Here is a 21,849-nt window from a genome sequence, read left to right on the forward strand (position 1 = left end):
AGATGCAGACCACCGCCGCCGTCGCCCGCATGCCGAAAGGTGATTTTTCGATTGAGGAGGTGACGATCGACGCGCCGCGCGCGGGCGAGGTGCGCGTCAGGATCGCGGGCGTCGGGCTGTGCCATACCGATCTGATCTTCCGCGACCAATTCGCCCCCTACCCCCTTCCCGCGGTGCTGGGGCATGAAGGCGCCGGCGTGATCGAGGCGGTGGGCGACGGGGTCGAGGGGCTGGCCGTCGGCGATCGCGTCGTGCTGGGCTTTTCCAGCTGCGGGCAATGCGCACGCTGCGCGGAGCACCTGCCCAGCTATTGCCGCGACTTCCCGCCGATGAACTATGCCGGGATGCGGCTGGAGGACGGGTCGAAGGCCTATTCCGCGAACGGCGAGGCGGTCTCTTCCCACTTCTTCGGCCAGTCGAGCTTCGCCGAACACGCGATCGTACGCGCGCGCAACGTCGTGAAGGTGGAGGATGCCGACGCCCCACTCGACATTCTCGGCCCACTGGGCTGCGGGTTGCAGACCGGCGCAGGCGGGGTGATGCGGTCCATGGCATGCCCCGCGGGCAGCTCGATCGTGATCGTCGGCGGCGGCCCGGTCGGGCTTGCCGCGGTAATGGGCGCGAAGGTGCAGGAATGCGGCATGATCGTGCTGATCGAACCGGTTGCCGCGCGCCGCGAACTCGCGCGCGAACTGGGCGCCAACCATGTCGTCGATCCCACGGCCGGCGACGTGACCGAGGCCCTGCGTGCATTGCTGCCCGACGGATTCGATTTCGCGTTCGATACCAGCGGGCGCGTCGACACGATCCAGGCGGCGCTGGGGGCGCTGACGTCGCGCGGCATGATGGGGCTGGTCGGGGTGCCGCCGTCGGCGGAGGACGGCATCATGATCAACATCGCCGGCATGATTACCTATGGCCAGCGCGTCGTGGGCATCATGGAGGGCGACAGCGACCCGCAGGTTTTCATCCCGCAGCTGATCGCGCTGCACCGCGAGGGCCGCTTCCCGTTCGACCGGCTGGTCCGTACCTTCCCGCTGGCGCAGATCAATGAGGCAATCGCCGCGCAGGCGCGTGGCGATTGCGTAAAGGTGGTGTTGATCCCCTGATCAGGTGATCGTGGGGCACCACGCGCCCCGCGCCTCATCCCTCGATCGCGGCGATCGAATCCCAGTCGATCGCCGCCGAAAGGTTGCGCCGCAGCAGCGCCAGCAACAACGCCTTGACCGGATCGGTCAGCGGGATCAGCGAATAGGCCGCAATCGTCGTCATCAACCCGCCGAGCAGCTGGACGCGATAATCCTGCGTGATCTGCTCCGGCGGATAACCGTCGCCGAACACGGCAGCATAATACGCGAGCAGGTCGCGCTCGTGTGCGCGGCGATCTGCCCGGGTCACGCTGCCCGACAGGAAATAGCCGACATCGTGCATCGGGTTGCGCCACCCCGTCATCTGCCAGTCGATCAGCACCGCCTCGACGGACCCGTCATCATGGTCGAGGAACAGGATATTGTCGACGCGCGGGTCGCCATGGGTCAGCGTCGCGCGCGTCACCGGCAGCGAATACCAGCGGTGCGCCGCAGCGACGGCGGCGGCCACGGTCGCCATCTCCGCCTCGCTGATGTCTCCCGCGGCGACGTCGCGGATCAGCGGCAGCGAATTGGCGATCGCGCCGCTCCAGTAATCAGCGGTCGCTGCCATGGTCATCGCCCAGTCGGGCGCCGATGCGGCCGCCATCGGATAAAAGGTGCGGTGCAGCTTCGCCAGTTCGCCGACGACCGCCCGAGCATCGCGCAGGTCGCACCCGGCGATCTGGTCGCCCGCACGCGACACGCGCGACAGGTCTTCCATGACGAGGTTAATGTTGTCGTACCCGCCCGCGATCCAGTACAGCCGCGGCGTCCGGCAGGCGCCCGCGACCGCCGGAAAGCTGCCGACCTCGCGATAATAGGAACCGCTGCTGATCCCGTGGGCATGTGCCTGTTCGCCGGAGCAGCGGAACTTGCACACCAGCGACGGCGGCTCCGCGCCGGCCTGGCGATGCGTCAGGTCGACGCGCACCGTGTCGCTGACGTTGCCCGCGCCGATCGGTGTCAGCACGAAACCGGTCAACTCGGCGTCGGGGTGCCCGGACTGGCGCAGCACCGCGGTCAGCCAGTCGGTATCGATCTCGTCCAGACGGGACAGCAGCCGCGGTGGGTGCGCGGGGGCCGCGATGACGTTCATTCACCTCTCCTTGCCGTCGCCGTTCCCCGGCGATCGCAAGCACAGGTGGCATCACCGCCGCCGCGGCACCAATCGAAACACGCGCGGCATTGATCGGCAGGGATGATGATCCGGCATGGATTTCCGATTGGCCATCCCGGCGCGCCGCCATCACGTTCTGACGAGAAGAAACGACAGGAGAGCAGCGCGTGGCACGATCGGCCGTCGACATCGTCAGGGCGTATGGCGTCCAGGCCTGGACCGAGGGGCGCGACGACTGGATTCCGGAGCTGTGCGCCGATCCGATCATCCGCCACGATGCCAATCGCGAGGTGCGGCTGAGCCACGCCGAACAGCGCGCCCGGATGCGCCACAATTACGAGGAGCTGCGCCCCGTCTTCGAGGAAGTCGTGCTGGCCGGCGACGATGAGTATGTGACGTTGGTGTGGAACGTCACAGGGCGCGACCCGAACTGGAAATTGTGCGGGATTGAGGTGTTCCGTGTGGTGGATGGCCGCATCGCGGAGGTGTGGAACTCCACCTACATGGACGGGCGCTGGGGACTGTCGAAGTCGCTGGGCGCGCACTTCGGTGGCGGAGCCGGCGCACCCGTCGCGCTGCCGCTGGTCCACGCCGATGTCGCGGTGGAAGGGCAGCGTGCGACCGGTACCCTGCTGGTTCCGGCCGAAACCACGGGGCTGACGCACTGGTTGACCCAGCTTCTGGGCGCACCCACGCCGGACGGCGACGCGCCCTGCGCGCGCTTCGCGCCGGGCAAGCCGGCGACGCCGCTGTCGCTGACGCTGGCGGATACACAGGCGCCAGCGATCGGGTTGGAGGGGGTGGCGGTCGCCAACCTGTCGATCGCGCTCGAACGGTCCGGCCTGGTCAACGCCGCGGTCGCGCTGTCGGCCGACGTGGCACCGGCGCGTGCCGACGGCCCCTTCCTGCCGCCAGCGCTCCACCGGCTGGCCGATACGTTCGGGACATTCGAGCGCGACGGGCTGCACGCCGCGGTGGCCGACGCGGCGGTGACGATCGATTCGCGCGGCGCCGCGCATGGATGCGTCACGCTGCTGTTCGACGGTGCCGATGCCGCGGCAGTGGCGGGCGAAGGCGTGCTGACGTTCGGCTGGCGCGACGGCGATCACCAACTCGCCTTCACCGGACCGGCACGATTGTCGTCGCCCTTCAACGACTTCGCCGAAGAAGCGCGCGTCCAGGCCAGCTACGAATGGCACAGCGACGCCATGTCCGCCCTGGTGACCACGCCCCGCGCATAGACGATGGTCGCCATTGTGCTATCCTGGGCACAACGGCGGATCATCGGCCGGGCTGGAGAGGTTGAGATGTTTCACCCGGAACTGCGCCTGTTGCGCAGCTTCGCCGCGATCGCCGCCGAAGGATCGGTCACGCGCGCCGCGGAACGGCTGAACCTGACCCAGCCGACCGTTTCGGGGCAGCTCAAGGAACTGGAGCAGGCGATCGGCCACCCGCTGTTCCACCGCACCACGCGCAGCATCACGCTGACCAGCCACGGAGCGCGGCTGCTGCCGTTGGTCGACGCGCTGCTAGTTAAAGCCGACGTCGTGCGCCACGAAGTGGAAGCGATGCAGGTCGCGGGGCGCACGCAATTCCGGCTGGGCGCGGCGATGTACACCATGGACATTCCCGAACGGGTCGCGCTGCTCGACGCGTTCGCCGCCGAGCATCCGCAGATCGACTTCGTGATCGACAATCGCCTGCAAAGCGCGCAGATTCCCGACCTGCTGAACGAACGGCTCGATGCGTCCGTGCTGCTGGGCCTGAGCGCACCGTGGCACGGACCGGATGCGACCGCGGGCGCGATCTACAACGAAACCCAATATCCCGAGACGCTGGACCGCGTCGTGCTGCGCCGCCAGCCGATGACGCTGCTGGTGCCGCGCGATTCGTCGCTGGCGTCGCATGTCGTGATCCCGCGCGCCGCGCTTCGCGGCCAGTGCGTCGCGATGCTGGGCCACGAGCACGGCGCCGCCATCACCCATCCGATCGAGACGTTCTTCGCCGCCTGTGGTGCCGATGCGGTGATTCCGTCGGAAGGCAATGCGCTGGCGGTGGAGCGCTATGCCGAGCGGCGCGGCATCTGCGCAATGGGGATCGGGTGGTTCCCGGTCCCGGCCGGGCTGGTATCGCGACCGGTCGAGGGGATGGACTTCTTCCTCGATTTCTCGGTGGTGCTCGGGGTCGGTACCAATCGTGCCGCGCGCCAGTTCTTCGCCTTCGCGCAGCGCTGGCAGGCCGGGCGCGACGGCGAAGCCGCCCGCGCCGCCTGACCCCTCGCGGCTGCCGGCACCCTGCCGGCCCGATCGCGCGGCGCCGCGCACCGGGCCGGCATCGTCATCAGAACGCGACCCGCACCGCCCCACCGAACGTCCGCGGCGCAGCGGGCGTCAGGAACGGATAGGGGAAGCCCGCCCCGCGCAGGTCGAGACCATACACGTAGGTCTTTCGGTCGAGCAGGTTGTTGACGAACCCCTTGATCGTGAAGCGCCCGATCGTCCACGCCGCCGTCGCGTTAACCTTGGCATAGGCGCGCTGTTGCAGCTCGGCATTCTGCTGCGCGGAACCGGGGGCGTTGGTCTCGTTCAGCGGAGTGAAGAACTGCCGGCTGAAATAGACGACGTTCGGCGAGAAGACGAGCTTCGAACTGCCGGTGTCGAACAGCTTCAGGTCGACGCCCCCCTGCACGGTCCAACGCGGCGCGAACGGCAGGTCGTTACCCGCCAGGTTCGCGCCCTGCAAGATCAGCTCCTTGTACTTGGCATGCAGGTAGCCGACCGCCGCGTTGATCGTCAGCGCGCGGCCCAGGCGCAGATTGCTCTCGACCTCCGCGCCATAAACCTCCGACTTGGGCGCGTTGACCAGGATGCCGACCGGGCCGGGGCGCAGATCCTGCAGCTGCTGCTTCGAATAATCATAGTAAAAGCCTGCCGCCGACAGTGTCAGCGCGTTGTCGATGAACCGGCCCTTGGTCCCGATTTCATAGGCGTTCACGCGCTCGGGATCGACGAAATTGATACCCGAGGACGACGTGTAGCTGCCCCCGTTGAACGCGCCCGACCGGTAGCCGCGGTTGTAGCTGGCGTAGATCAACGGCCCATTGTCGAACTGATAGGACAGCGACGCGCGGCCGGTCAGCGCGTTGTTGCGCCCGTTGGTGGCGAAGGTCGCATCGGGGTTGTACGCGCACGTCCCCGGCTGGCCCGCGCACGGCACGGTCGTCGCCAGTGGCGTCTTCACCGTGTCGACATAACCGGCATAGAGGAAGGCATAGCCGTCGCGATATTGCAGCCGGTCCCAGGTATAGCGCGCGCCCAGCGTCAGCGTCAGGCGCGGCGCGATCTCGTAATCGCCCTGCGCGAACACGGCGTAGGACCGGCGCTCCTGACGGTAATGCTGGAAGAAGCCGCCACTTGCGCCGGGGCCGAACACGCTGCCGATGCCGAAGTCGTTGTCGGTGACGACACGATCCCAGCCGTAGAATACGCCACCGACCAGGTTCAGCCCCTTGGCGCTGTAGTTGAACCGCGCCTCTTCGCTGAACTGCCCGAACTTCGACTGCCACCACACGTCGAGGATGTCGAACGGCGATCCGTCGGCCGCCTGCTGGATATATTGCGACCCGCCGTCGCGCGACGTGATCGACGTGAAGCTGAGGTTGGGCGACAGTTCGTAGCGGATGTTCGCCGAAATGCCGTAGGCGTCGGTACGGTTCAGACCGATGCGATTCTCGTTCACCTGGAAGAAGTCGAGTCCGCTGCGCGCGGACAACAGGCCGTGGATCGCCGCCTGCGTGCCGTGGTCGCGCCCGCCATAGATCTTGATCTTGATGTCGAGCGGGCCGCTGCCCGGATTGATGCGCAGCGTCGCGCGACCCTGCAGCGTGTTCTGCCGGTTCGGGTCGCGCCCGCCGGGATAGACGTTCTCGAACAGCCCGTCGCTGCGCACGTAATTTCCCGCGATCCTGAGACCCAGCTGGTCCTCGACCATCGTGGTCTCGATCGCGCCCTGCGCGGTCCAGCTGTTGTAATTGCCGTAGCCGACCTCGGCATAGCCTTCATTGCCGTTCAACGACGGGCCGCGCGTGATGAAGTTGATCGCACCGCCGGTGGTGTTGCGCCCGAACAGCGTACCCTGCGGGCCGCGCAGCACCTCGACACGGTCCAGATCGAATAGACCCATGCCGTGCGACGACCGGCTCGCCATATAGACGTCGTCGATATAGACGCCGATAGGCGATGCCTGGTTCGAATTATATTCGTTGGCCACGGAAATGCCACGCAACGAGAAGTTCGGCTGCGTATTGCCGTAGGGGCTGCTGACCTGAAGGTTGGGGACCGCGTCCGACAGGTTCGCGGAATTGACGATCCCCTTGGTCGCCAGCGCAGCGCCGCCCACCGCCGAAATCGCGATCGGCACCGACAATACGGTCTGTTCGCGGCGGTTGGCGGTCACGATGATGTCGTTCGCGGCGCCGTCGTCCTGCGTCGCGGCGGGCGCGGTCTCGGGCGCCGTACCGACCACTGGCGCGGGCTGCTGATCCTGCGCCAACGCGGCGACGGGATGGAGCGCGGTTGTGGCGGCCAGCATGGCCCATGCCAGGTGCTTCATGTTTCCTCTCCTTTTCAGTGCGGCGACATTCGCTGGCGCCGTCGTTATCGTGATATGTGTTGCAGCTACCGCCCCAGCGCACCGACGCGATCGCCCGCGTCCCCGCCGACCGTCGCCCAAGCCGATCCCGCGGCGCGGCCCGCCAGGAAATCGATCGTCGCGGCGGTGTCGAACGCCTCGGCGACATGGCGGATGCCGGCATCGTCGGCGCGGACGAACAGCGAATATTCGTTCTCGTACCAGTCGCCGCGGAAATGCGACCAGGCACGATAGGTGAAGCGCACCGCGCTACGGTGATCATCGCCCGCCTCGTCCAGAATCGTGACGGTGCAGTCGGGGCGGTGATGTTCGGTCCACACCTGCATGTTGAACGCGGCCACCGCCTCCACCCCCTCCAGCCGGGGCACGCCGAGCGAGGCGGAGATCAGCCAGACGACGTCGGGCGCGTAGAGCGACCGCATCGCCGCGGGATCGCCGAACCGCTCCGCCAGTTGGCGCGCCGGGGTCACGCGGCGGCCGCCCGGTAACGGACCGGCAGGCTCTTCAGCCCCGACACGAAGCTCGCCTCCACCCATTTCGGGTCGCCGGCCAGCTGGAAATCGTCGATCCGGCGCAGCATTTCGGTATAGAGGATGCGGATCTCCAGCTTCGCCAGCGCATTGCCAAGGCAGGTGTGCGGGCCATAGCCGAACGCCAGATGCTTGCGCGCATCGGGGCGGTCGACGCGGAATTCGAACGGCGCCTCGAATGCGGCCTCGTCACGGTTGGCGGACGGGTAGCACATCATCAGATTGTCGCCGGCCCGGATCGTCTTGCCACCCAGCTCACACTCCTCCACGGCGGTGCGGAAAAAGTGCTTCACCGGCGTCGTCCAACGGATGAATTCATCCACCGCCTTGCCGATCAGCGCCGGGTCGGCACGCAGCTTCGCCATCTCCGCCGGGTTCTGGATCAGCGCCAGCAACCCGCCGGAGATCGACGAACTGGTCGTATCGTGCCCTGCGGCGGCAACGATCAAATAATAGGCGTTGCGCTCCGCCTCGCCGATCGGTTCGCCGTCGATGGTGGCATTGGCCAGGATCGTCGCGACGTCGTTGCGCGGGTTGCTGCGGCGATCCTGCGTGACCTTGCTGAAGTAATCGTTGAAAGCGTTGAAGGCGTCGACCATCCCGGCCATCCCCTCCACTCCGCCGACGGCGCCGAACAGCTTCTGCGACAGATGCAGCATCAGCGGCTCGTCCTCACGCGGGACGCCCAGCACGATCATGATCGTGCGCAGCGGGAACCATGCCGCGATCTCCGCCGCGAAATCGCATTCGCCGCCCATGTCGATCATCTTGTCAACGGTCTCGCGCGCCAGCGCGTTGATCTCGTCCTCCAGGCTCTTCAGGCTCTTGGCCCCGAACCACGCGGAGGTCAGCGCGCGATAGGCGCGATGCTTGGGGTCGTCCATCGCGACCAGATTCTCGGCGAACTTGCGACTGCCGGTCTGTTCGAAGAGCAGGTCCTCGTCCTTCGCCGTCACCAGGAACTGGCGCGGATCATTCAGGAAGTTCTTCGCGTTGATCTCCACCGCCATGATATCGGCGTGCCGCGTCACGGCCCAGAACGGCCGGTACAGTTCAGGCGTCGCATAATGGACGGGATCGTTGGCGCGCAACCAGCGAAACGCGTCGTGATAGCTGTGTTCGTCCCCATAGGTCCGGGGATCGACGATGATCTCGTCGATGTTGCGCGACAGCGTCTGTTCCACGCTTTGTCTCCTCTCCGCCTGGCAGGTTGCGCGGGTGCCGCCTGTGCGTCCAATCGGCATTATCAACCCATTCATCGCCGCTGCCGATCGCTCGCATCCTGCTGCACGCACGCGCGGACGGGCGCGCCGACACGCGCGCGCCGGTCCATCCGGTTGCTTGTGAGTGCCGGTGCGCCTAGGCGGCGTGTGCGGTGTGGATCGTTTGCGGCGTGGTGAATTCCAGCAGCCCCTCCAGCCCGTTCTCCACGCCGAAGCCTGACTGCTTGGCACCGGCGAAGGCGGCATAGGGCGTCAGGTTCTGCGTCGAATTGACCCACACCGTGCCCGTTTCCAGCCGCGCGGCGACGTCGGCGGCGCGTGCCGGGTCCGACGACCACACCGATCCCGCCAAGCCATATTCGGACGCATTGGCGCGCGCGATCGCATCCTCCAGATCGTCGAACCGCAATAACGGCACGATCGGGCCGAATGCCTCCTCCTGCACCACGCGCGACTGTTCGGGCGGATTGTCGACGATTGTGGCGGGTACGAAGTAACCCGCGCCGTCCCATTCGCCGCCGCCGGTCAGGAACCGGTGCCCGGCATCGCGCGAATCGGCGACCAGCGCCTTGACCCGTTCGAACTGCTGGCGGTTCTGCACCGGTCCCAGCGTCACGCCCTGCGCGGTGCCGTCGCCCATCGCCACGTCGCGCGCGACGCGCACCAGCGCGGCGGCCAGCGCGTCATAGACCCTGGCGTCGACATAGATGCGCTTGGCCGCGACGCACACCTGCCCGCTGTTCTTGAACGCCGCCCAGAACAGCGGCTCCGCGATCGCATCGACATCCACGTCGTCCAGCACGATCGCGGCATCGTTGCCGCCCAACTCCAGCGTCAGCCGCTTCAGATTCGCCGCCGCGCTCGCCATCACGCGTCGCCCGGTCGCGGTCGATCCGGTGAAGCTGATCTTGTCGATCCCCGGATGCTCGGTCAGCCACGGCCCGAGCTGGTCGCCGCCGGTGACGATGTTGAGCACGCCCGCGGGCAGCTGGTCGCGTAGCAGCTCGGCCAGCCGCAGCGTCGCCAGCGGGGTGAACGGCGACGGCTTGAGCACCATCGTATTGCCGGTCAGCAGCGCGGGCCCGATCTTCCACAGCGCCAGCAGCACCGGGAAATTCCACGGCACGATCGCGCCGACCACTCCTAGCGGGACGTGCCGCGTCGTGCTGCGCTGCCCTGGCATCGCGTCGGTCACGGTGACGGGCAGCTCGTTCTTCGCCACCTCGCCGATCCACCACGCGCCCGCCTGGATCTCGCCCAGCGCATCGGCCAGCGGCTTGCCCTGTTCGGCGGTCAGCAGGCGCTGCAGTTCCTCGGCATGGGTCATCAGCGTCGCAGCGATCCGCCCCAGCGCCGCCTGGCGATCGGCATAGGGCGTGTCGCGCCATGCCGGATAGGCGGCACGCGCCGCGGCGACCGCTTCGTCCAGCTGCGCGCGCGAACAATCGGGAACCTGACCGATCACCTCCTCGGTCGCCGGATTGACGACGTCGATCCAGCGGTCGGCAACGGCAGCCTTGCCGTCGATGGTCATGGCCGGATGATAGGGTTCCATGTCGCGTCGCTCTCCTGCTCGGGCGGTCGGCATCGTCGCGCGCGGCGGCGGCCGGTTCGACGCTGCGCGTGCGCGTCGCATGGCTGCATCCGATCCTCTCGACCTGGCCGTCCCCGCCGGTTCGATCGCAGACTGAGACGCGGTCCCGCCGTCGTCAAATCAATCCTGCTTCGCCAATCATCGCGGTTGCCGATCAATGGATCGGCGGGCCATTCATCGCGCGCGCCGATCGATCGCGGCGCAACGCCGATTGGACCGGCGCGTCTCCCCGCATCTACCCCATCGGTCGCCGACACGACGAGAGATCGGCTGGGGAGAAGGACGACCATGGACTTGCGGCATGTCACCGGCAGGCGGGCGCGCTGATGCATCCGTCGATCCATGCGCAGACCGTGCCCGATCGCCCCGCCTATATCATGGCGCCCTCGGGTGAGACCGTCACCTATCGCCAACTGGACGAACGCTCCTCGCAGGGCGCGCACCTGTTGCGCGCGCTGGGGCTGCGGCGCGGCGACGGCATCGCGCTGATGCTGGAGAACGACGCCCGCTTCTTCGAGATCGTGTGGGCGGCGCAGCGCGCCGGGCTTTACTACACCTGCATCTCGACCCGGCTCGCCCCGCCGGAGATCGCCTTCATAGTCCGCGATTCGGGGTCGCGCGTGCTGGTGTCGACCGCCGCCGTCGCGCCCGAAATGAGCGATGCGGTGGAGATCGTCTTCGCCCCCGGCGCGCGCGATTTCGTGGGCGAGCGCGCGGCCTTCCCGACGCACCCGATCGCCGACGAGGCGCCGGGCATGGACATGCTCTATTCGTCCGGTACCACCGGCCAACCCAAGGGCATCCGCCCGCCGCTGCCCGAAGGGTCGCTGGACCAGTCCAATGCGCTGACCGAATTCGGGCGCACCACCTTCGGCATGGGGCCGGACATGACGTTCCTGTCGCCCGCGCCGCTCTATCATTCGGCGCCGCTGCGCTGGTGCATGGCGGTGCACAAGCTGGGCGGCACCGCCATCGTCATGGAGAAGTTCGACGCCGCCGCCGCGCTCGCGCTGATCGAGCGATATCGCGTCACCCATGCGCAGTTCGTGCCGACGCATTTCATTCGCATGCTCAAACTGCCCGAGGACGTGCGGAAGCGTTACGACCTGTCGTCGCTGCGCGTCGCCTATCATGCCGCCGCACCCTGCCCGGTCGACGTCAAGCAGGCGATGATCGCGTGGCTCGGCCCGATCGTCCATGAATTCTATGCCGGCACGGAGGCGAACGGCCTGACCACGATCGGGCCGCAGGAATGGCTGGAGCGTCCCGGCTCGGTCGGCCGCGCGGTGTGGGGGACGATTCGCATCTGCGACGAGGATGGCGAGCCGTTGCCGCCGGGCGAGACGGGCGCGATATACTTCGCGGACGGCCCGGCGTTCGAATATCACAACGATCCCGCCAAGACCGCCGCCAGTCGCAACCACCACGGCTGGACGACACTGGGCGATGTCGGCCATGTCGATGCCGACGGCTATCTCTACCTCACCGACCGACAAAGTTTCATGATCATCTCCGGCGGGGTGAACATCTACCCGCAGGAGATCGAGGATGCGATCGTGGCGCATCCCAAGGTGATGGACGTCGCGGTCATTGGCGCACCCGATGAGGAAATGGGCGAGCGGGTCGTCGCGGTGGTGCAGCCCGGCGACTGGGCGGATGCCGGGCCGGCGCTGGCCGCGGAGCTGACCGAGTGGCTGCAAGGGCGGATCGGCCGGATCAAGCAACCACGGCAGATCGACTTCGTACCGGAGCTGCCGCGCCATCCGACGGGCAAGCTGCTGAAACGGCTGGTCCGCGAACGCTACTGGCCCGCGCCTGCGGTCCGCGCCTAACGTCACATCTCCGTGCGGACGCGCCACAATTCCGGGAACAGCACCACGTCGAGCATCCGCCGCAGATAGGCGACGCCGGATGTGCCCCCGGTGCCGCGCTTCGATCCGATGATCCGTTCCACCGTGGTGACGTGGTTGAACCGCCAGCGCCGGAAGTAATCCTCGAAATCGACCAGCTTCTCGGCCAGCTGATACAGGTCCCACTGCCCCGCGGGATCGGCATAGACGCGCGCCCAGGCCGCGACCAGCGCATCGCTGTCGGCGCGCGGCTGCGACAGGTCGGCGCGCTCCGCCTCCACCGCAAAGCCGCGCCGCGCCAGCAGCCGGATCGCTTCGTCATACAGGCTGGGACGCACCAGGATCGCCCGCAGCCGCGCCTCCAGGTCGGGGCGATGCGCGTGCGGTTTCAACATCGCGGCGTTGCGATTGCCCGCGACGAATTCGACCGCGCGATACTGATACGACTGAAATCCCGACGACTGGCCGAGCGCGTCGCGGAACTCCGAATATTCCGACGGCGTCATCGTGCGCAGCACGTCCCACGCGCCGTTCAGCTGTTCGAAGATGCGCGCCACCCGCGTCAGCATTTTGAACGCCACGTCCAGCCGGTCGGTCGCGATCGCGGTGCAGGCCGCCTCCATCTCGTGCAGCGCCAGCTTGAGCCACAATTCGCTGGTCTGGTGCTGGACGATGAACAGCAGTTCGTCATGCGCCCGCGACAAGGGGCGCTGCGCGTCGAGGATCGTGTCGAGCGACAGATAGTCGCCATAGGACATGCGGCCGCGGAACGACATCTGCGCACCGTCGGCGGCCGGATCGGCCGGGGCGGGATCAGGCGGGGCGCCCTCGTCGCTCACGTCACCGCCTGCCGCTGCTGGAAGCGCGCCTGGCGCCACGTCCCCTCGCGCATGATCTGCGCCAGCACCCCCGCGGCGCGCACCACTTCATCCTCGCTCAGGTACAGCGGGGTGAAGCCGAAGCGCAGGATATCGGGCGCGCGCACGTCGCCGATCACGCCGCGGTCGATCAGCGCCGCCATCACCGGATAGGCGTGCGGGTGGCGGAACGACACCTGGCTGCCGCGCCGCGTGGCCTCGCGCGGGCTGGCCAGTTCCAGTGAGGGGCACTGCGCCTCCACCTCGGCGATGAAGCGTTCCGACAGCCGCAGCGATGCGGCGCGGACGTCGCGCATGTCGACCATGTCCCATACGTCGAGCGCCGCCTCCAGCGCGGCGAGCGCGATCACCGGCGGGGTGCCGACGCGCATCCGCTCGATCCCCGCGCCGGGGCGATAGGCCGCATCGAACGCGAACGGCGCCTCATGCCCCATCCATCCCGCCAGCGCCGGGCGCGCCACGCCGGCATGGCGCGGCGCGACATGGATGAACGCCGGCGCGCCCGGCCCGCCGTTGAGATATTTGTATGTGCACCCGACGGCGAAATCGGCGTCGGCACGCGTCACGTCGACCGGCATCGCGCCCGCCGAATGCGCCAGGTCCCAGATCGCCAGCGCGCCCGCATCATGCGCCGCGCGGGTCAGCGCGGCCATGTCGTGCAGGCGGCCGGTGCGGTAATCCACCTCGGTCAGCAGCATCGCCGCGACCTCCTCGGTGATCGCGCCCGCGACCTCCTCCGGGGCGACGACGCGCAGTTCGTGCCCCTGCCCCAGCGTGTCGAGCAGCCCCTGCGCGATATACAGGTCGGTGGGAAAATTACCGCTGTCGGACAGGACGATGCGCCGTCCGGGACGCAGCGCCAGCGCCGCGGCCAGCGCCTGATAGACCTTGATCGACAGCGTGTCGCCGACGACGACGCTGCCGCCCGGCGCACCGATCAGCCGCGCGATCCGGTCACCAACGCGCGCGGGCTGGGTCATCCAACCGGCATCGTTCCACGCGCGGATCAGCCGTTCGCCCCATTCGCCGCGGATCGTCCGTTCCACGCGCGCCGCCGCACCGCGCGGCAACACGCCCAGCGAATTGCCGTCGAGGTAGATCACCCCCTCCGGCAGGTCGAACGCCGCACGGGTCGCCGCGAAATCGGTCACGCCCCGGGCTCCGTCGCGATGCCGCGCCGCTCCTCGGTCAGGATCTGCCATCCGGTGATGAACAGCGCGGCGACCAGCGGGCCGACCACGATGCCGCTGAGTCCGAACATCTCGATCCCGCCCAGCGTCGTCACCAGCACCACCCAGTCGGGGATGCCGGTGTCACGGCCGACCAGGATTGGGCGCAGGATATTGTCGGCAAGCCCGATCACCAGCACGCCCGACACGATCACCACCACGCCCTGCCACACCCCGCCCGTCGCCAGCAGGTATACCGCCACCGGCACCCAGACGAGGCCCGGGCCGATCGCCGGCAGCAACGCCGCAACCGCCATCAGCAACCCCCACAGCAGCGCCGCCGGCACGCCCACGATCCAGAAGGTGATCGCCCCCAGCGCGCCCTGCACCAGCGCGACGATCACCGACCCCTTGATGGTCGCGCGCACCACCGCCACGAACTTGTCGACCAGCCGCACCGCGACGCCGCGCTCGACCGGCAGCGCGTCGCGTACCTGCGGCCCCAGCCGCTCGCCGTCACGCAGCAGGAAGAAGGTCGCATACAGTCCGACGCCCAGCGCCAGCAGGAACGACAGGGTGTTGCGCCCGATCGACAGTGCCTGGTTGGCGAGCGTCTGCACGCTGTTGCTTGCCAGTTCCGACACCTGCGCCTGCGCGCGTTCGAACGTGCCGAACCCTGCATTGTCCAATGCGGTGCGCAGCCGCACCGGCAACGCATCGCGGATCTGGCGGAAATACTCGCCGAAGTCGATCTGCCCCGAACGCACCTTGGCATAAACGCCGATCGCCTGGTCGAGGATAAGGCTTCCGAGCAGGAACGCGGGCACCACCACCGCGACGGTGATGATCAGCAGCGTCAGCGCCGCCGCCGCGTTGCGCCGCCCGCCGATGCGCGGCAGCAGCCAGCGGAACAGCGACTGGAACAGGATCGCCGCCAGCGTCGCCCACAACAATGCGCCGGCAAAACCCGACACGATCGTCGCCAGCCCGATCGTGATCAGCGCCAGGAACAGCAGGAATCCGCCCGTCTCCAGGCGACGTGGATCGATCATCGTGTTCGCTTACCCCCAAACAATCGCGCGATGAACCCGCGTCGCGCCGCGGCGGTTCCGGGCGCCTTCCTAACGCCGCGTTAACCATGCCACCCTACACCCCGGCGACGATCATCGGTAAAGGTCCATCATGGCGGGCAGCCTCGACAGCGCATTGCACAAGGCGGCCCTCGCCGAAAAGCGCGGCGACATGGCCGAGGCCCGGCGCGTGCTGGACGCGGTGCTGGCGCGCTTCCCCGCCAACCGGCGCGCGCGCGTCGCCGCCGACCGGCTGGCACAGCGCGCGGCCGAGGCGGATGCCGCCCCGATCGCGGAGCTGTCGCGGCTCCACGCATTCTATGCCGCGGGCGATCATGCCGGCGCGGCGGCGGGCGCTCGCACGCTTGCGGCCGCCTTCCCGCGCGACGCGCGCGTCCATGCGCTGCTGGGCGGCGCGCTGCTGGCGGGGGACGATGCGCTGGCGGCGATCGCGGCGTTGCGTGCCGCGATCGCGCTCGCCCCGGCGGAGGGCGCCTATCACAGCAACCTGGGCGTCGCGCTGCGCCGTACCGGCCGCGCGGCGGAAGCGGAGGCGGCCTATCGCGCCGCGATCGCCGCCGCGCCCGATCATGCCGATGCGCATTTCAACCTCGCCAACCTGCTGGGCGCGGAGCGGCGGTTCGACGATGCCTTCGCCGCCTATGACCGCGCGCTGGCGCTGGCGCCGCGGCACGTCACCGCCTGGTACAATCGCGCCAACCTGCACCGCGCCGCGCGCGATGCGCCTGCGGCGCTGCGCTGCTATCTCGCGCTGCTCGACCTCGCGCCCGATCATGCCGACGGCCTCAACAACATGGGGTCGCTGTTGATCGAGCTGGATCGCCCGGCGGAGGCCCTCGCCGCCTGCCGCCGCGCGACGCAGGCCGCGCCCGGCAACCTCAAGGCGTGGCTCAACCTGGGGCAGGCCGCCGAAATGGCCGGCGCGCTGGACGAGGCGCAGGCCGCGCTGGCGCGCGCCACCGCGCTCGATCCCGACGATGCACACGCACGCGCGCACCTGCTGTTCCTGGAAGCCTATATGGCCGACTGGCGCGGGCGCGACACGTTCGCCGCGCTGCCGATCGCGATGGCCGCGGCGGACCGGGTGATCGAACCGTTCGTGGCGCTGCCGTTCGAGGACGATCCGGCGCGCCAGCCCGCCCGCGCGCGCGTCTATGCGCAGTCCAGCTTCGCGCGCACCGCACCGCCGCTGGTCCCCGCCGCACCGCGCGCCGATGCCCGGATCCGCATCGGCTATGTCTCCGCCGATTTCTACGACCATGCCACGCTCTACCTGATGGCCGGGCTGCTGCGCGAACACGACCGTTCGCGGTTCGAGGTTCGCGCCTACAACTACGGCCCCGGGGAGGGCAGCGCGGCGCGCGCGGCGATCCTCCCGCACCTCGACGCCTTCGTCGACGTGCGGGCTCTGGACGATGCCGCCGCGGTCGCGCGCATCCGCGACGATGCACTCGACATCGCGATCGACCTCAAGGGCTATACGAAGGGCGCACGCGCGCCGCTGTTCGTCGATCGCATCGCGCCGGTGCAGATCGGCTGGCTGGGCTATCCCGGATCGCTGGGCAGCGACGCGCTCGACTATATCATCGGCGACGCGGTGGTGATCCCGCCGGGCGCGGAGCGTGATTACAGCGAACAGGTGATCCGCCTGCCCGGCAGCTATCAGGCCAACGACGATCGCCGCGCGATCGCCGATGCCGCGCACACCAGCCGCGCCACGTTCGGGCTGCCGGACGAGGCGCTGGTGCTATGCTGCTTCAACCATCCGTACAAGATCGGCCCGCGCGAGTTCGACCTGTGGACGCGACTGCTCCATGCCGTCCCCGATGCGGTGCTGTGGCTGCTGCGCCCCAATCGCTGGGCGGAGGCGAACCTGCGGCGCGAGGCGGCGGCGCGCCGCGTCGACCCGGCCCGGCTGGTCTTCGCCGACATGGTGCCGCATGCCGAGCATCTGGCGCGCCACGTCCACGCCGACCTGTTCCTCGATACCTTCGCGGTCAATGCGCACACCACCGCCAGCGACGCCTTGTGGGGCGGCGTGCCGGTGCTGACGCTGGCCGGGCGGCAATTCGCCGCGCGCGTCGGTGCCAGCCTGGTGACCGCGATCGGCCTGCCCGAACTGGTCGCGCAGAGCGAGGCGGAATATGAGGCGATCGCGCTGGCGCTGGCCAACGACCGTGCGGCGCTGGCGGCGCTGCGCGCGCGGCTGGCGGCGAACCGGCTGGTAATGCCGCTGTTCGATACCGCGCGCCATGCCCGCGCGATCGAGGCCGCCTATGCCACCGCGCACCGCCGGCGGCTGGACGGGTCGCCGCCCGCCGCGTTCGACGTCGCGGGCTGATGCCGGCGGCTCAGGCCGCCAGCTGCATGTCCTGTTTCGACAGCAGCGCCAGCAGCGACGCACCGTCGAAGAACCACAATTGCTCCATCGTCAACGCGCGCGACCGGCGGATCGTCTGCGCGAACGTATAGGGTGTGTACCAGGCGAGGTGCCCGGGGTGGACCACCTCGACGAAGGTCTGGCGCTCGGCGCTATAATCGAACCGCTCACCACGGCACTGGAACACGTCGGGCACCGCCACGAAGAAGCACGGCGCGTCGATCGTTTCCAGCCGCGCCAGGAACGCCGCCGCATCGGGCACCTGCGCCATCATCGCGGGTGCGATCACCACGTCGTAGCGGCCGGCGATCTCGTCCCACTCCGTCACCAGCCGCCCCGCCGCATCGGGAGCCAGCCGCGTGAGCGCGGCAAGATCGGGGTCGTAACCGTCCAGCACCCCGCACGCCGGCGCCAGCTGGCGATACAGCGCACCCTCGTCGGCGGCACAGCCGATGTGCAGCACGCGCTTGCCCGCGCACATGTGCGCGAACACCTCGGCGGGCGGCAGCGTGGCGATCGCGCTGCTGACCGCGACACGGTGCACCCAGGGCGCGGCATGGCGCGATTCGAGCGGCGATACGGTATCGACCGGCGCCGCCGCGACGGGCACCGGCACGAGCGCTGGCGCGGCCACCGCCGTCGCTTCCGCGGTCACGTCGCTGGCGTGCAGCTGGTCGTAGACGCCGCGCGTCGACCCCCAGAATTGATGCGCATAGACCGGGTCGCGCCCCTGATACGCCAGGCCCGTGAAATGCGTCGGGATGAAATAATGGCTGGGATAGATGCGTAGCGCCGAATAGGTATAGCGGCGATAGCTGTCGGTCAGCCGCTGCGGCCCCACCGTCACCCACGCCATGTCCTCCACGACGCTGGGCATCGCGGCGATATCGTCGATGATCCGCTTCACGAACGGATTGGCCGGAACGCTGCCGAAATAGCCGGCGGCGATCAGCCCCGGCCGCGCGATCTCGTTCTCCCAGCAGGCGAACGCCTCGCAATCCAGCAGATGGTCGTCCAGCGCGCGCAGGCAGATGCTGTCGGCGTCGATCACGATCCCGCCGTGCGTGTGCAGGATTTCCCAGCGCATCATGTCCGCGACGCCGTTCAGCTCGCGCGCGCACATCGCGGCCATGTGGCGGCGGTTGACCCAGTCGGTGCCCTCCAGCTCGGCATTGCCCCACACGCGCACGTCCCAGTCGGGATGGAGCGCGCGCCAGGTGTCGATGCAATTGTCGGGACGGATCGTCTCGTCGCCCACCCAGATGAAGTGCAGGATCTTGGGTATCACATGCATCGTCCCATGAAGCGCGCCGGCCGCGTACGCGCGCATTCTGGGTGGATATGGTTAACACGCCGCTAAGGGCCGACCTTTCGGTCAGGCGGCGACGACGTGCGCCAGCGGCAGCGGCGCGGGCCGCCCGATCAGATAGCCCTGCACCTCGTCGCACGCCCATTGCCGCAGCATCGCCAGCTGCGCCTCGGTCTCCACGCCCTCGGCCACCACGGGGATACCCAGGCTGCGGCCCAGCGCGATGACGCTGCGCACGATCGACGCCGACGGCGCATGGTCGGCCATCGACATGACGAAGCTGCGATCGACCTTCAGCTTGTCGAACCGGAATTCGCGCAGATTGCCCAGGCTGGAGTAACCGGTGCCGAAATCGTCCATCACCACCCGCGCGCCGCGCGCCTGCAATTCGCGCAGCGTCGCCAGCACCGCCTCGCTGTTGCGACCCAGCAGCGTCGCGCTTTCGGTCACCTCGAATTCCAGCCGTTCCGGCGCGATGCCGTGGCGGCGGGCGGTCGCCAGCAGATAGCCGGCCAGCGCCGGTTCGCGGAACTGGATCGGCGACAGGTTGAGCGCGATCGACAGCGACGGGTCGACGCGCGCGATATGCGCCATCGCGCTGTCGGCGACCCAGCGGCCAATCGCCGCGATATCGCCGCTCGCCTCCGCCAGGGGCACGAACACGTCGGGGGCGATCTCGCCCAGCTCCGGGTGCGACCAGCGCAGCAGCGCCTCGTAACCCGTGGTCGCCAGCGTATGCGCATCGGCGATCGGCTGGAACAGCAGCCGCATCTCGCCGCGGTCGATCGCGCCGTCCAGGTCGCGGCCCAGCCGCCAACGCAGCCGCACTTCCTCCTTCAGCCGGTCGTCGAAGAAGCGCGCGGTGTTCCGCCCTTCGGACTTGGCGCGATACATCGCCATGTCGGCCAGGTTGTACAGCTCCTCGAAGTCCTGGTCGGGGCCGGAAACCGCGATGCCCACGCTCATCCGCAGCGTGATCTCTTCCTTGGCGGTTTCGGCCAGCGCAGCGAAGATCCGCTGCAACAGCGCCTCGGCCGCGCGCGGCTGCTGCGCGGCGGCCTGGATGATCGCGAATTCGTCGCCGCCCAGCCGCGCGACCAGATCGTCGCCGCGCGCCGCATCGCGCAGCAGCTGCGCCGCCCGCTTCAACGCGCGGTCGCCGCCGGCGTGGCCGAACCGGTCGTTGATCGCCTTGAAATCGTCCAGGTCGATCGCGAACACCGCCACCGTGTCCCCGGTGCGCGCGCTGCGCGCCAGCTCGTGCGCCAGCCGCTCCTCGAACAGCAGGCGGTTGGGCAGGCCGGTCATCACGTCATGATGCGCCAGGAACGCCACCCGCCGTTCCGCCCGCCGCCGCTCCTGCATCGCACGGCGATATTCGGCCAGCCCGCGCGCCAGTTCTCCCAGCTCGTCCGGGCGGTCCGCTCCGGGTACGTCCGCGCGCTCGTCCTGACCGGCGTTGAACTGGCGCAGCCGTTCGGCGATCGCCAGGATCGGGCGGATCACTGTCTGGCGCATCCATATCACCAGCAGCAGCAGCACCGCCAGCATCGCGGTTCCGCCGATCAGCACGTGCAGGCGGTTGCGCCGCACCTTGAAGGCGCTGCGCGCCACCGCATCGTCAATGCCGTGCGTCAGCGCGCGGCGCAAATCGGCGCGTACCTGCTCCAGCCGGTTCAGCGTGCCCAGGAATTGCGGCATCCGCCGCTTGATCGCGGCCGGATCCTGCTGCGCGGCGGCCAGCATCGCGGCGCCCTCCACCGCGAATTCGCGCGTGGCTGCGCCGCGTTCGGCCAGCAGCGGCGCGATATCGGCGGGCACGTCCTCGTCCTTGCGAGTCGCGGCGCCCGCGGCGAACGCGCGCAGCTCGCGCCGGACGCGAGCGGCCTGGCTCGGCTCCACCGGTTCGCCGCGCTCGGCCACACGGGTCAGGTCGCCCAGCGCGAGCCGCAGGTGCTGCTGCGCCTCGTCCCCGGTGTTCTCGTCGCGCAGGATCTGGCTCAGCCGGCCGACGCGCACATTTTCCAGGCTGACGTCGCGCGCGATCACGCCGCCGCTGAACAGCAGGCCGAGCGCCAGTGCGAGCACCAGGCCGAAAGCGCACAGGGCGCGGAACGAGATCGAGCGCGGCAACATCGTGGCAAGTGCCGAACGAGGTGACAGAATCAGGTTACGTAATCCTTTATCGTCCGCGGCTCGCCACCGAACACGTGCGGCGGCGTTATTCCCTTCGGATCAGTCGCGATGGACGATGGAAGGAAGGCCGCGATGCTCGAACATCTTCCCCACTGGCTGGGCAGCATGTTGCGCCCGGTACGTGCCGGTCATGCCAAGCTGGCGATCGTGCAGGACGGCATCGCGCCGCCCGCCGCGCGCCTGTCGCTGACCAGCCCGGCGTTCGCCGATGGCGGACGGTTACCGGTGCGGTTCACTGCCGACGGCGACGGCGTGTCGCCGCCGCTGGTCTGGCACGGCGTCCCCGCCGACGCCGCGGCGCTGGCGCTGCTGGTCGAGGATCCCGACGCGCCCACCCCCAGCCCGCTGGTCCATGCGCTGCTATGGGATCTGCCGCCCGCCGACGGCGCGCTGGCCGAAGGTGCGATCGCGCCGGATTCGGGTGAGGATATCGGGCGCAACAGCTATGGCGCACACGGCTGGCTGCCGCCCGATCCGCCCAACGGCCATGGCAACCACGATTATGTATTCCAGCTGTTCGCGCTGTCGCGCGTCCCCGCGCTGGACGAAGCAGCCGGCCGCGCCGCGCTGCTCGATGCGATCCGCGGGCATGTGATCGATGCCGCGCTGCTGACCGGCACCTATTCGCGCGGAGAAGAATCGCCCATCGGCCCGGTGGGAACAGGGGAAGCAGCGGTGGCGACCGGCGGCTGACGGGCTCGGCCCGCCGCCACGCCGCCACGCCCCGGCGTC

General features: G+C 68.8%; 16 protein-coding genes. 6 read left to right on the plus strand and 10 right to left on the minus strand.

Going from position 1 to position 21,849, the window contains the following annotated elements; all coding sequences use genetic code 11:
* Positions 1-2: 2 nt before the first annotated feature.
* Complete coding sequence (locus tag COA17_RS06525) at positions 3-1,109, plus strand: NAD(P)-dependent alcohol dehydrogenase (RefSeq protein WP_066488709.1); 1,107 nt, start codon at positions 3-5, stop codon at positions 1,107-1,109.
* A gap of 34 nt (positions 1,110-1,143) precedes the next feature.
* Here the strand turns inward: COA17_RS06525 and COA17_RS06530 are convergent, their stop codons facing one another.
* Positions 1,144-2,226, minus strand: a complete 1,083-nt coding sequence (locus tag COA17_RS06530) for a phosphotransferase (protein ID WP_217990994.1) — start codon at positions 2,224-2,226, stop codon at positions 1,144-1,146.
* Positions 2,227-2,414: 188 nt separating this feature from the next.
* On the opposite strand from COA17_RS06530, the gene COA17_RS06535 reads away from it, so the two are divergent.
* Both COA17_RS06535 and COA17_RS06540 read left to right on the plus strand, forming a co-directional pair.
* Positions 2,415-3,488, plus strand: coding sequence for a nuclear transport factor 2 family protein (locus tag COA17_RS06535; protein ID WP_096611084.1), 1,074 nt, complete (start codon positions 2,415-2,417; stop codon positions 3,486-3,488).
* Positions 3,489-3,554: 66 nt separating this feature from the next.
* The gene (locus tag COA17_RS06540) at positions 3,555-4,520 is read left to right on the plus strand and encodes a LysR family transcriptional regulator (RefSeq protein ID WP_066488704.1); all 966 of its coding nucleotides are present in this window, start codon (positions 3,555-3,557) and stop codon (positions 4,518-4,520) included.
* A gap of 67 nt (positions 4,521-4,587) precedes the next feature.
* Here COA17_RS06540 and COA17_RS06545 read toward each other — a convergent pair whose 3' ends face one another.
* The 4 genes from COA17_RS06545 to COA17_RS06560 all read right to left on the minus strand — a co-directional run bounded on the left by COA17_RS06545 (position 4,588) and on the right by COA17_RS06560 (position 10,205).
* On the minus strand, positions 4,588-6,858 hold the full coding sequence (locus COA17_RS06545) for a TonB-dependent receptor (RefSeq protein ID WP_096611088.1): 2,271 nt from the start codon (positions 6,856-6,858) through the stop codon (positions 4,588-4,590).
* 65 nt (positions 6,859-6,923) lie between these two features.
* Entirely contained in the window at positions 6,924-7,367 is a 444-nt protein-coding gene (locus tag COA17_RS06550; protein WP_066488701.1) for a nuclear transport factor 2 family protein, read from the minus strand.
* A complete protein-coding gene (locus tag COA17_RS06555; RefSeq protein WP_245857505.1) occupies positions 7,364-8,611 on the minus strand; it encodes a cytochrome P450 in 1,248 nt (415 codons plus the stop codon). Before COA17_RS06555 ends, COA17_RS06550 begins: the two co-directional genes overlap by 4 nt.
* A gap of 175 nt (positions 8,612-8,786) precedes the next feature.
* Entirely contained in the window at positions 8,787-10,205 is a 1,419-nt protein-coding gene (locus tag COA17_RS06560) for an aldehyde dehydrogenase family protein (RefSeq protein WP_096611092.1), read from the minus strand.
* Between the two features lie 365 nt (positions 10,206-10,570).
* On the opposite strand from COA17_RS06560, the gene COA17_RS06565 reads away from it, so the two are divergent.
* Positions 10,571-12,076 (plus strand): acyl-CoA synthetase, encoded by a 1,506-nt coding sequence (locus tag COA17_RS06565; protein WP_096611094.1) that lies wholly within the window; start codon positions 10,571-10,573, stop codon positions 12,074-12,076.
* Between the two features lie 2 nt (positions 12,077-12,078).
* Here COA17_RS06565 and kynA read toward each other — a convergent pair whose 3' ends face one another.
* Genes kynA through COA17_RS06580 form a run of 3 tightly spaced genes read right to left on the minus strand, consistent with a single transcriptional unit; the run spans position 12,079 to position 15,193 of the window.
* Positions 12,079-12,933, minus strand: a complete 855-nt coding sequence (kynA, locus tag COA17_RS06570; protein ID WP_342746837.1) for a tryptophan 2,3-dioxygenase — start codon at positions 12,931-12,933, stop codon at positions 12,079-12,081.
* Positions 12,930-14,123, minus strand: coding sequence for a kynureninase (kynU, locus tag COA17_RS06575; RefSeq protein ID WP_096611096.1), 1,194 nt, complete (start codon positions 14,121-14,123; stop codon positions 12,930-12,932). Before kynU ends, kynA begins: the two co-directional genes overlap by 4 nt.
* On the minus strand, positions 14,120-15,193 hold the full coding sequence (locus COA17_RS06580) for an AI-2E family transporter (RefSeq protein ID WP_066488697.1): 1,074 nt from the start codon (positions 15,191-15,193) through the stop codon (positions 14,120-14,122). The genes kynU and COA17_RS06580 overlap by 4 nt, the downstream gene beginning before the upstream one ends.
* 130 nt (positions 15,194-15,323) lie before the next feature.
* Between COA17_RS06580 and COA17_RS06585 the strand changes: the two genes are divergently transcribed.
* The gene (locus COA17_RS06585; protein ID WP_096611098.1) at positions 15,324-17,573 is read left to right on the plus strand and encodes an O-linked N-acetylglucosamine transferase, SPINDLY family protein; all 2,250 of its coding nucleotides are present in this window, start codon (positions 15,324-15,326) and stop codon (positions 17,571-17,573) included.
* A gap of 10 nt (positions 17,574-17,583) precedes the next feature.
* Here COA17_RS06585 and COA17_RS06590 read toward each other — a convergent pair whose 3' ends face one another.
* Both COA17_RS06590 and COA17_RS06595 read right to left on the minus strand, forming a co-directional pair.
* A complete protein-coding gene (locus tag COA17_RS06590; protein WP_096611638.1) occupies positions 17,584-18,900 on the minus strand; it encodes a glycosyltransferase in 1,317 nt (438 codons plus the stop codon).
* A gap of 87 nt (positions 18,901-18,987) precedes the next feature.
* Positions 18,988-21,057 carry a putative bifunctional diguanylate cyclase/phosphodiesterase gene (locus COA17_RS06595; RefSeq protein WP_096611100.1) on the minus strand — a complete coding sequence of 690 codons (2,070 nt, stop codon included), beginning with the start codon at positions 21,055-21,057 and terminating at the stop codon, positions 18,988-18,990.
* Between the two features lie 132 nt (positions 21,058-21,189).
* On the opposite strand from COA17_RS06595, the gene COA17_RS06600 reads away from it, so the two are divergent.
* On the plus strand, positions 21,190-21,810 hold the full coding sequence (locus tag COA17_RS06600) for a YbhB/YbcL family Raf kinase inhibitor-like protein (RefSeq protein ID WP_096611640.1): 621 nt from the start codon (positions 21,190-21,192) through the stop codon (positions 21,808-21,810).
* The last annotated feature ends 39 nt before the right edge of the window (positions 21,811-21,849 follow it).

It is taken from the genome of Sphingomonas ginsenosidimutans (assembly GCF_002374835.1).
GTDB classification, from domain to species: Bacteria; Pseudomonadota; Alphaproteobacteria; order Sphingomonadales; family Sphingomonadaceae; genus Sphingomonas; species Sphingomonas ginsenosidimutans.